12 protein-coding genes are annotated in these 9912 nt (G+C 73.2%); 9 read left to right on the forward strand and 3 right to left on the reverse strand.

Going from position 1 to position 9912, the window contains the following annotated elements; translation table 11 throughout:
- The first annotated feature begins 81 nt into the window (after positions 1–81).
- On the forward strand, positions 82–414 hold the full coding sequence (locus tag CCN42_RS13065; protein WP_086735552.1) for a YchJ family protein: 333 nt from the start codon (positions 82–84) through the stop codon (positions 412–414).
- Between the two features lie 20 nt (positions 415–434).
- Here CCN42_RS13065 and CCN42_RS13070 read toward each other — a convergent pair whose 3' ends face one another.
- Entirely contained in the window at positions 435–1136 is a 702-nt protein-coding gene (locus tag CCN42_RS13070; RefSeq protein WP_086735554.1) for a FadR/GntR family transcriptional regulator, read from the reverse strand.
- 131 nt (positions 1137–1267) lie between these two features.
- Here CCN42_RS13070 and CCN42_RS13075 point away from each other — a divergent pair, with 131 nt between their 5' ends.
- Together CCN42_RS13075 and CCN42_RS13080 are read left to right on the forward strand one after the other, a co-directional pair.
- Positions 1268–1792: a gluconokinase gene (locus CCN42_RS13075; protein WP_086735556.1), complete on the forward strand. Its 525-nt coding sequence runs from the start codon at positions 1268–1270 to the stop codon at positions 1790–1792.
- Positions 1793–1868: 76 nt separating this feature from the next.
- On the forward strand, positions 1869–3317 hold the full coding sequence (locus CCN42_RS13080) for a GntP family permease (RefSeq protein WP_086735558.1): 1449 nt from the start codon (positions 1869–1871) through the stop codon (positions 3315–3317).
- Positions 3318–3395: 78 nt separating this feature from the next.
- On the opposite strand, the gene CCN42_RS13085 is transcribed toward CCN42_RS13080, so the two are convergent.
- Entirely contained in the window at positions 3396–4958 is a 1563-nt protein-coding gene (locus CCN42_RS13085) for an APC family permease (RefSeq protein ID WP_086735560.1), read from the reverse strand.
- 97 nt (positions 4959–5055) lie between these two features.
- Positions 5056–6045, reverse strand: a complete 990-nt coding sequence (locus tag CCN42_RS13090) for a hypothetical protein (protein WP_386582829.1) — start codon at positions 6043–6045, stop codon at positions 5056–5058.
- A gap of 287 nt (positions 6046–6332) precedes the next feature.
- Here CCN42_RS13090 and CCN42_RS13095 point away from each other — a divergent pair, with 287 nt between their 5' ends.
- The 6 genes from CCN42_RS13095 to CCN42_RS13120 all read left to right on the forward strand — a co-directional run.
- Positions 6333–7226, forward strand: coding sequence for a DMT family transporter (locus CCN42_RS13095; protein WP_086735562.1), 894 nt, complete (start codon positions 6333–6335; stop codon positions 7224–7226).
- A 59-nt stretch (positions 7227–7285) separates the two neighbouring features.
- Positions 7286–7801, forward strand: coding sequence for an NUDIX hydrolase (locus tag CCN42_RS13100; RefSeq protein ID WP_086735564.1), 516 nt, complete (start codon positions 7286–7288; stop codon positions 7799–7801).
- Between the two features lie 37 nt (positions 7802–7838).
- Entirely contained in the window at positions 7839–8231 is a 393-nt protein-coding gene (locus tag CCN42_RS13105; RefSeq protein ID WP_086735566.1) for a YidH family protein, read from the forward strand.
- On the forward strand, positions 8228–8551 hold the full coding sequence (locus CCN42_RS13110) for a DUF202 domain-containing protein (RefSeq protein ID WP_086173322.1): 324 nt from the start codon (positions 8228–8230) through the stop codon (positions 8549–8551). The genes CCN42_RS13105 and CCN42_RS13110 overlap by 4 nt, the downstream gene beginning before the upstream one ends.
- 130 nt (positions 8552–8681) lie before the next feature.
- Complete coding sequence (locus CCN42_RS13115; protein WP_086735568.1) at positions 8682–8978, forward strand: hypothetical protein; 297 nt, start codon at positions 8682–8684, stop codon at positions 8976–8978.
- Positions 8979–9133: 155 nt separating this feature from the next.
- On the forward strand, positions 9134–9912 hold a 779-nt coding region (locus CCN42_RS13120; RefSeq protein WP_086735570.1), incomplete at its 3' end, for a phosphotransferase family protein.

Below are 9912 nucleotides of genomic sequence, written 5' to 3' on the forward strand. Positions count from 1 at the left end.
AGATGTGTATACGCGCCAGGCCCCGCCCCTACCCCCTCCGACAGGAACACATGCCCTTGCGGTCTCGCGGAGACCTACGAAGTGTGCTGTGGCCGATTCCATCGGGGTGCGGAGGCAGCGCCGACCGCGGAGCGGCTGATGCGTTCGCGCTACAGCGCCTTCGTGCGGCGGGACGAGGCGTATCTGCTGCGCACCTGGCACCCCCGGACCCGCCCGCCGGGCGTCGACTTCGACCCGGGCATGCGGTGGACCGGCCTGGAGATCCTGGACACGGCCGACGGCACCGCGTTCCACACCACCGGCACGGTGACCTTCCGCGCCTCGTTCCAGGGCGGCGCGCTGCACGAGCGCAGCCGCTTCGAACGGGTCGACGGGGCGTGGGTGTACGTGGACGGGGACTTCCTCGACGGCTGAGGGGCAGCGGCCGGGGAGTGCTACGGCACCAGGATGTCCAGTTCCTGGAGCGCCCCCACGGTGATCTCCCGGGTCAGCTCCTCCGCACGGTCCGCGTCCCGGGCGCGCACCGCCTCCGCGACCCGGACGTGCAGGGTGACGGCGGCCGGGTCGGGGTCCTCGAACATCACGTCGTGCTGGGTACGGCCGGTCAGCACCTCGGCGACGACGTCGCCGAGCCGGGCGAACATCTCGTTGCCGGAGGCGGTGAGGATCACCCGGTGGAAGGCGACGTCGTGGAGGAGGTAGCCCTCCAGCTGGTGACCGCGCGAGTGCGCGACCATGCCGAGGGCGCACTCGGTCAGCTCCGCGCACTGCTCGGCGGTGGCGTGCTGGGCGGTCAGCCGCGCGGCCACCGGCTCGATCGCGGAGCGCAGCACGGTGAGCGAGCGCAGCTGGTGCGGCCGGTCGGCGCCGGCCAGCCGCCAGCGGATGACCTGCGGGTCGTAGACGTTCCACTCGGCCTTGGGGCGGACCGTGACGCCCACCCGGCGGCGGGACTCGACGAGGTGCATCGACTCCAGGACGCGCACCGCCTCGCGCATCACGGAGCGTGACACGTCGAAGCGCTGCGCCAGTTCGTCGGTGCGCAGCACGCTGCCCGGGGGGTACTCGCCCGCGGTGATCTCGGGGCCGAGGGTGTCCAGTACATGGCCGTGCAGCCCCCGGCCCGGTGTGCTCATGCACACAGAGTACGGCGCGGATCACGCTCTCAAAAAGTCAGACTTATTCATCACATGCTCTTGAATTCGTCGTACCTAATGCGTTTCAGTTAGCCGAACATCACCGTGTCGACGAAGACAGCGAGGCAGCGATGAAGACCCCCCACGTCGTCGTGGTCATGGGCGTCGCGGGCACCGGCAAGACCACCATTGGTCCCCTGCTCGCCGCCCGGCTCGGCGTCCCCTACGCCGAGGGCGACGACTTCCACCCCCCGGCCAACATCGCCAAGATGACGGCCGGGACCCCGCTCACCGACGAGGACCGCCTCCCCTGGCTGGACGCCATCGGCGGCTGGGCGGACGGCCGGGCCGGACTCGGCGGGGTGGTCAGCTGCTCCGCGCTCAAGCGGTCGTACCGGGACCGGCTGCGGGCCGCGGCGCCGGGGCTGGTCTTCGTGCACCTCACCGGCGACCGCGCACTCATCGAGGACCGGATGTCGCACCGGCAGGGCCACTTCATGCCCACCGCGCTGCTCGACTCCCAGTTCGCCACCCTCGAACCGCTCCAGGCGGACGAGGCGGGCGTCTCGGTGGACGTCTCCGGCGGCCCGGAGGACATCGCCCGCCGCGCGGCCGAGGCGCTGGGGCAGCTCCCCGGCCCGGCCGCCGCGCGGTGACCCCTGTTGTTAACCCCCCTGGCCCGGACCGCCCGGGCGCCCCCTCCTCCATCCCCGTACCTGCAAGGGAACACCCGTGACCAGACTCAGCGTCGAGATGCTGGCAGCGGACACCGCCGAGCCCATCACCTCGGCCGGTCATGCCCAGCTGGGCATCGCCGTACTGGCGGGCATCGCCGTCATCGTCCTGCTCATCACCAAGTTCAAGCTGCACGCCTTCCTGGCGCTGACCATCGGGTCACTGGCGCTCGGCGCCTTCGCCGGGGCGCCCCTCGACAAGGTCATCGCCAGCTTCACCGCCGGTCTCGGCTCCACCGTGGCGGGCGTCGGCGTGCTGATCGCGCTCGGCGCGATCCTCGGCAAGATGCTCGCCGACTCCGGCGGCGCCGACCAGGTCGTCGACACCATCCTCGCCAAGTGGGGAGGTGCAGGGCCGCAGGACCTTCCGCACGAGGGCGGCGGGCGCCGGGCCGGCGGGAAGTCGATGCCGTGGGCGATGGTGCTGATCGCCTCCGTGATCGGGCTTCCGCTGTTCTTCGAGGTCGGCGTCGTCCTGCTGATCCCGGTCGTGCTCATGGTCGCCAAGCGCGGCAACTACTCCCTGATGCGGATCGGCATTCCCGCGCTCGCCGGTCTGTCCGTGATGCACGGACTGGTCCCGCCGCACCCCGGCCCGCTCGTCGCGATCGACGCCGTGGGCGCCAACCTGGGCGTGACGCTGGCCCTCGGCGTCCTGATCGCCATCCCCACCGTGATCATCGCCGGTCCGGTCTTCGCCCGGTCCGCGGCCCGCTGGGTCGACGTCCCGGCCCCCGACCGGATGATCCCGCAGCGCGCCTCCGACGAGCTGGACAGGCGCCCGAGCTTCGGCGCCACCCTGGCCACCATCCTGCTGCCGGTCGTGCTGATGCTCGCCAAGGCGCTGGTGGACATCGTCGTCGACGACCCCGAGTCCACCGTGCAGCGCGTCTTCGACGTGGCCGGCTCCCCGCTGATCGCCCTGCTCGCGGCCGTCCTGCTCGGCATCTTCACGCTGGCCCGGCCCGCCGGGTTCTCCAAGGAGCGGGTCCAGGGGATGGTCGAGAAGGGCCTCGCGCCCATCGCCGGCATCCTGCTGATCGTCGGCGCGGGCGGCGGCTTCAAGCAGACGCTGATCGACTCCGGCGTCGGCCAGATGGTCCTGGAGATCTCCGAGGACTGGTCGATCCCGGCGCTGCTGCTGGCCTGGCTGATCGCCGTGGCGATCCGGCTCGCGACCGGCTCGGCGACCGTGGCGACCGTCTCCGCGGCGGGCCTCGTCGCCCCGCTCGCCGCCGACATGTCGACCACCCACGCCGCGCTTCTCGTCCTCGCCATCGGCGCCGGCTCGCTCTTCTTCAGCCATGTCAACGACGCCGGGTTCTGGCTGGTCAAGGAGTACTTCGGGCTGAACGTCGGCCAGACGATCAAGACCTGGTCGGTGATGGAGACGATCATCTCGGTGGTCGCGGGGGCGCTGGTGCTCCTGCTGTCGCTGATCATCTAGCCGCACGGCGGCCGGCCGGCCGCGACAAGGGAAGGGCCCACCTCCGCCGGGGGTGGGCCCTTCGTCGTCAGCCGTCCGCTACGACTCGTCCGCCGCCGCCTTGTCCAGCCGGAACGCCTCGTTGCCGAGGCCGATGCGGGCGTGGGTCCCGGGGGCCCGGGAGCGCAGCACCAGGCCGAGGACGGCTCCGGCGAGGGCCGCCGCGGCGATGATGCCCGGCAGCACCCAGCTCAGCGCCGACCCCGGGCCGGTGCCCACCAGCACGTCGAAGTCCTTCACCGTGTAGCCGGCGATGACGAGGAGGGCGAGTCCGGCCAGCGTGGAGGTGACCAGCCGCCAGGCCTGCGCGCCCGCGGCGCCCCGGCGGGCGAAGAACACCACGACGGACAGGGAGGCGGTGGCCATCAGCAGGATCACGCCGAGGGCGCCCACGTTGCCGCCCCAGGTGAACAGGTGCAGCACCGGCGCGGTGGGGTCCCCGGCCGGCTTGTCGTCGGCGATCGCGAAGGCGATGACGACCAGCGCCGAGATCACCGTCTGCAGCAGCGAGCCGGTGCCGGGCGCCCCGCTCGCGCCGGTGGTCCGGCCGAAGGCGCGCGGCAGCAGGCCCTCGCGGCCCATGGCGAAGGCGTAGCGGGCGACGACGTTGTGGAAGCTGAGCAGCGCGGCGAACATGCCGGTCACGAAGAGGACGTGCAGGACGTCGGTGAAGGTGCCGCCGAGGCGGGACTCGGTGAGGAAGAACAGCAGTCCGGCGCTCTGTTCGCGCGCGGTGCCGACGACGTGGTCGGGGCCGGTGGCGACGGTGATCGCCCAGGAGCTGAGGGCGAAGAAGACGGCGACGAAGCCGACGGCGAGGAACATCACGCGCGGCACGAGGATGTGCGGGCGGCTGGTCTCCTCGGCGTACACGGGGGCCTGCTCGAAGCCGGTGAAGGCGGCGATGCAGAAGCACAGGGCGGTGCCGACACCGGCGCCGGTGAGCGTGCCGGGGTCGAACGCGGCGAGGGACAGCCCCTGCGGGCCGGGGTCGGCGACCACGGCGATGTCGAAGATGACGACGAGCGCCAGCTCGATCAGCAGCAGCACCCCGAGTACGCGCGCGTTGACGTCGATCTTCAGCCAGCCGAGCGCGCCGACGACCGCGACGGCGGTGAGCGCCGGGATCCACCAGGCGATCTCGGTCTCGGCATAGGTGGCGAGGAGCCCGGCGACCTCGAAGCCGAAGATGCCGTAGATCCCGACCTGGAGGACGCTGTAGGCGGCCAGGGCGACGAAGGAGGCGCTCGCTCCGGCGGTGCCGCCGAGGCCGCGGGAGATGTACGCGTAGAAGGCGCCGGCGTTGTGGACGTGCCGGCTCATCTCGGCGTAGCCGATGCCGAACAGGACGAGGACCACGCCGAGGATGACGAAGAGGAGCGGCTGGCCGACGATGCCCATCACCGCGAATGTGGTGGGCATGACACCGGCGACCACCATGATCGGGCCCGTCGCCGCGAGCACGGACAGCAGCAGGCCGCTCGTGCCGAGGCGGTCGGCGCGCAGGGCGCGCTCCTCGCCCTTGAAGGTGCTGATGCCGTCGGCGCCTGGGGCGCCGCCCGCGCCGGTGCTCGTACTCGTTCTGGAACTGCCCGTCGTCATCAGGGGACCGTCCTCGTGTCGGGGGTGAGCGGAAAAGGGCTGTCGTGGACCTGCGGACCTGCGGACCTGCGCAGCGGCGTGCGGAGGGCGGTTGGGGTCACCCCGTGCCGAGCGCCCGGTCGCGGGCCGCGCGGAAGGCGGCCAGCGGGTCGCGGTCCGGGTAGGACCAGGGCTCGGCAGTGGCGTGGTCGCCGATGCGGTGGAACAGCGCGGCGGCCTCGGCGCCCCGGTCCTCGCAGTACTTGGCGTGCGCGAGGAAGTTCAGGTCGACCAGGCGGCGGGGGTGGCCGTCGTGCTCCCACTCCAGCCACCAGTCGAAGGCGGCCTTCATCACCTGCCGGGCCCGGCGGCCGACCCAGTGTCCGGAGGCGGCGGGGTCGGCGGGCTCGAAGCCGTGCGCGGCGAGCACCCGGTAGCGCTCGGCGTGGGCGACCACGGGCAGGATCGCCAGCGGCGAGTCGGCGGGCGCCTGCTCGGCGGCCCAGGCGGCGAAGTCGTACACCTCGTGCAGCGGGTCCGGGCCCGCGTCGGCGCGGCGCTCGGCGAGCCGGGCGACCATCAGGTGGTGGGCGTGGTGGTGATCGGCGTACCGGGCGCGCACCTGCTCGAAGGTCCGTACGACGTCGTCCTGGCTGCCGAGGTGCCGCTCCAGGAGGAGCAGGCCGAGCCAGGGGGTGGGGTCGGCGGGCGTCCGGGCGGCGGCGGCCCGGCAGGCCTCGCGGACCCGGTCGGGTTTCTCCTTCCCGCGCAGCGCCCGCCAGACCTGGGCCAGGGCGAGCAGGACGCCGGCGTCGGCGGAGTCGGGTTCGGCGAGCAGCCACTCGCGGGTCCAGGCCGCGCTGTACGGCTCACGGGCGAGGACGACGGCGCGGTGGCCGCGGCGGTCCCAGTCGTCGCCCGTGCGGGCGAGCAGGGAGCGGGCCGCCTGCCAGCGCCCCTGGGCGAGCGCGGTGCGGGAGACGGTGAGCTCGGTGTCGTCGAGTGCCGGGTCGAGGCCCCGGTCCACCTTCCCCAGAGCCCTCGACTGCCCCAGGGCAGGGAGGGACCCCCAGCGGCCGCGGCCGAGGGGAGGCGGGGGCGGGGACACCTCGGACGTTCCTCGGGATCTCTGAGCTGACTCGGGACGATGTGCTCTGCCATCGGTTGGTCACGCACAGCAAACCCCCAGCCAAGGCTCTCCGTCAAGCGCCGCTGGTACATGACACGCGTCAACACCGTTCACACCGGCGGCACTTGCGCGACGGGCGAGTGAGCACCCGGCCCGCCCCGCCTACGCCTGTGACCTGCGTCATGGCGCCCCCTCGCCGCACCGCTCAGCATGGCCAAAAGCACCCCGTTTGCCCGGCTCGGCCGAATGATCACCCAGGGAGCAGCTTGTCCATCATGGTTCTGGTGCTCGCCCTGAGCGCCGCCTGCTGCCTCGGCTTCGGCTTCGTCCTCCAGCAGAACGCGGCACAGCGCGCGCCCCTCTCCGACTTCCTCTCGCCCCGGCTGCTGCTGGACCTGATGAAGGTGCCCAGCTGGCTCGGCGGCATCGGCCTGATGGCCGTGGGCATGGCCCTCGGCGCCATGGCGCTCGGCGAGGGAGAGATCTCCCTCGTGGAGCCCCTGCTCGCCACCAACCTGCTCTTCGCCCTCGCCCTGTCCCGGCACCGCAACCGGCAGCCGCTCGGCCGCCAGGGCTGGCTGGGCCTGGCGCTGCTGGCGGGCGGCGTGGCCGCGTTCCTGATGGCCGGCGAGCCGCGCGGCGGGCACCCGGTCCCCGATCCGGCGCGGCACTGGCTGATCATCGGCGTGATGGTGGGCGCGGCGCTGCTGCTCACCGGGTACGCGCGACGGCGGCGCCGCGGCGCAGCCCCCGTGCTGCTCGCCGTGGCGGCGGGGCTGCTGTACGGCGTGCAGGACGCGCTGACCCGGGAGAGCGGGCAGCGGTTCGAGGCCGGCGGCCTGTCCGGGCTGCTGACCGGCTGGCAGCCGTACGCCGTGCTGCTGCTCGGCGTGACCGCGCTGGTCCTGGTGCAGAGCGCCTTCGAGACCGGGCCGCTGCGCATGTCGCTGCCCGCGCTGACCGCCGCCCAGCCGCTGGCCGGCATCGCCTGCGGCGTCGGCTTCCTCGGCGACCGGCTGCACACCGACACGGCGGCGCTGGCCGGGCAGGCGACGGGCCTCGCGGCCGTGGTGGGCGGCATCCTGCTGCTCGGCATGCACCCGGCGCTCCCGCAGGGCACCGCCGCCGCGGCCCGGGTCCGCGCGCTGCAGCCCGGCTGAGCACGGGTCCGGCCCCGGCCACCGGTCCGCCGCGCCGCCGGGCCTGCTTGGATGGGGCCATGAGCGCTGCGGACGAGATCCTGGACGTCGTCGACGAGAACGACCGCGTGATCGGGCAGTACCCGCGCGGCGAGGTGTACGCGAGGGGCATGCGGCACCGCTGCGTCTTCGTCCTGGCGCGCGACGCCGACGGCCGGATCTTCGTCCACCGCCGCACCCCGGCCAAGCTGGTCTTCCCGTCCCTGTACGACATGTTCGTCGGCGGGGTGGTGGGCGCGGGCGAGGCGTACGACGACGCCGCACTGCGCGAGGCCGAGGAGGAGCTGGGCGTGAGCGGCCTGCCGCGCCCGCGGTTCCTCTTCAAGTTCCTCTACGACGACGGCCCCGGCGGCTCCTGGTGGTCGGCGGTCTACGAGGTCCGCTGCGAGCTGCCGGTCCGCCCCCAGGTGGAGGAGGTCGCCTGGCACGCCTTCCTGCCGGAGGCGGAGCTGGCGCGGCGCCTGCCCGAATGGGAGTGGGTCCCTGACGGCCTGGCGGCGTACGAGCGCCTGCGGGAGCGGCGCCCCACCGTCTGACCTGCCCCGCCCGCCCCCTCCCGGTACTGTCGTACGAGTGATCGAAGTCCTGCGGAACGTCCGTCTGTGGTTCGCCCCCGTCCGGGTCCGGGACGAGGGCGGCACCCCCGACTACCGGTTCTCGCTGGCGAACGAGCGCACCTTCCTGGCCTGGCTGCGCACCGCCCTGGCCCTGATCGGCGGCGGTTTCGCGGTGGACCAGTTCCTGCCCGACCTGCGCTGGGGCTGGCGGGTCGGCCTGGCGCTGGCGCTGCTGGCGGCCGGCGTGCTGTGCTCGCTGCGCGCCGTCAACCACTGGATCCGCTGCGAGCGGGCCATGCGCCGCGGCGAGGACCTGCCGGTGTCCCGGTTCCCGGCCCTGCTCAGCCTGGTCGTCGCGGTGGTGGCGGTGGCGATGGTCGTCGTGGTGCTGTTCGGGTGGGAGGGGTGAGCGAGGCCGCCCCCGGGGAGCGCGACCCCGGCCTGCAGCCGGAGCGGACCCGGCTCGCCTGGCGGCGTACGACCCTCTCGGTCACGGTCGCCGCCGTGCTCGGCATGCGGACCTCGCTGCACGAGGGGCCGTCCGCCGCGGGCATCGTCTCCTGCGCGCTGTGCTGCGCGCTCTGGCTGGGCTTCCTGCTGCTCGCCCACCGCCGTATCCGCGCCCTCGCCACGACGGCCCGCCCGGCCGCGCTGTCCCCGCGCCACGCCACGGCGGTGACGCTGTGCACGGTGGCCCTGGCGGGGTGCGCGGCGAGCCTGATCGTGTGACACCCGGGCACCGGCCGCCCCCGCTGCGGGGTACTCGGATCTCGTGCACCCTGTTGCCCAGGAACGCACCTTTTCTCTTTCTGGACATCGCACCGCCCTCATGGTCACGTCACGCAGGAAGTGAGCACCCATGACGACCCTCCACCAGGAACACCTCGCCCACGCCCACACCCACGGCCCGGACTGCGGCCACACCGAGGTCCCGCACGGCGACCACGTCGACTACGCCCACAACGGCCATCTGCACCGCGAGCACGGCGGTCACTGGGACGAGTGCGAAGCCGACGGGCACACCACCCATCCGGAGCACGAGCACCGGCACGGCGAAGACTGCGGCCACGCCACGGTGCTGCACGGCGACCACATCGACTACCTCCACGACGGCCACCGGCACGCCGAGCACGACGGCCACTGGGACGACCACTGACCACCGCCCGGCAGGGCCCGTGACGGCTCCCCGTTCTCCGCGGGGAGCCGTCGGCCTATGGTGGCTCTGATCACGTTCGCTCCGCCCACTGGACGGCATACCGACCGGTCGGCATCATGAGTCGGGACCCGTTTCACCCGTCCGTAGGAGCGACGATGAGTTCCGACCACCCGCCAGGCCTCGATCCCGACCGGCTGCGCGCCCTGCTCGACCGTGAGCGCCCCGGTCTCGTGCAGGGCCCCCTGACCGGCCGGCTGATCGAGGGCGGACGGTCGAACCTCACCTACGCCGTCACCGACGGCAGCTCCCGGTGGGTCGTACGCCGCCCCCCGCTCGGCCACGTCCTGGCCACCGCGCACGACATGAAGCGCGAGCACCGGGTGATCAGCGCCCTGCACCCGACGAACGTGCCGGTGCCCCGCCCGGTCCTGCTCTGCGAGGACGAGGAGGTCCTGGGGGCGCCCTTCTACGTCATGGACTTCGTCGACGGCACCCCGTACCGCACCGCCGACCAGCTCGCCCCGCTCGGCCCCGAACGCACCCGCGCGGTGGCGCTGGGCCTGGTGGACACCCTCGTCGAACTGCACGCCGTCGACCCCGCCGAGGTGGGGCTCGACGACTTCGGCCGGCCCGAGGGCTTCCTGGACCGCCAGCTGCGCCGCTGGGGCAAGCAGCTGGACGCCTCCCGCAACCGCGAGCTGGCCGGGATCGACGAGCTGCACGCCGCGCTCGGCCGCGACCTGCCCCGCTCCCCCGCCCCGGCCGTGGTGCACGGCGACTACCGGCTGGACAACGTTCTCATCGGGGACGACGACCGGATCAAGGCGATCCTCGACTGGGAGATGTCCACGCTCGGCGATCCGCTGACCGACCTGGGCCTGCTGGTGATGTACAGCATGCCGCTGGGCATGCCCGACTCCCCCGTCTCCACCAC

The sequence above is a fragment of the Streptomyces glaucescens genome, assembly GCF_002154375.1.
Lineage (GTDB): Bacteria > Actinomycetota > Actinomycetes > Streptomycetales > Streptomycetaceae > Streptomyces > Streptomyces glaucescens.

Coding starts and splice junctions, on each gene's coding strand:
- CCN42_RS13115 (WP_086735568.1), top strand. CDS start 8,682: ATGACGACCCTCCACCAGGAACACCTCGCCCACGCCCACACCCACGGC.
- CCN42_RS13075 (WP_086735556.1), top strand. CDS start 1,268: ATGAAGACCCCCCACGTCGTCGTGGTCATGGGCGTCGCGGGCACCGGC.
- CCN42_RS13070 (WP_086735554.1), bottom strand. CDS start 1,136: ATGAGCACACCGGGCCGGGGGCTGCACGGCCATGTACTGGACACCCTC.
- CCN42_RS13100 (WP_086735564.1), top strand. CDS start 7,286: ATGAGCGCTGCGGACGAGATCCTGGACGTCGTCGACGAGAACGACCGC.
- CCN42_RS13085 (WP_086735560.1), bottom strand. CDS start 4,958: ATGACGACGGGCAGTTCCAGAACGAGTACGAGCACCGGCGCGGGCGGC.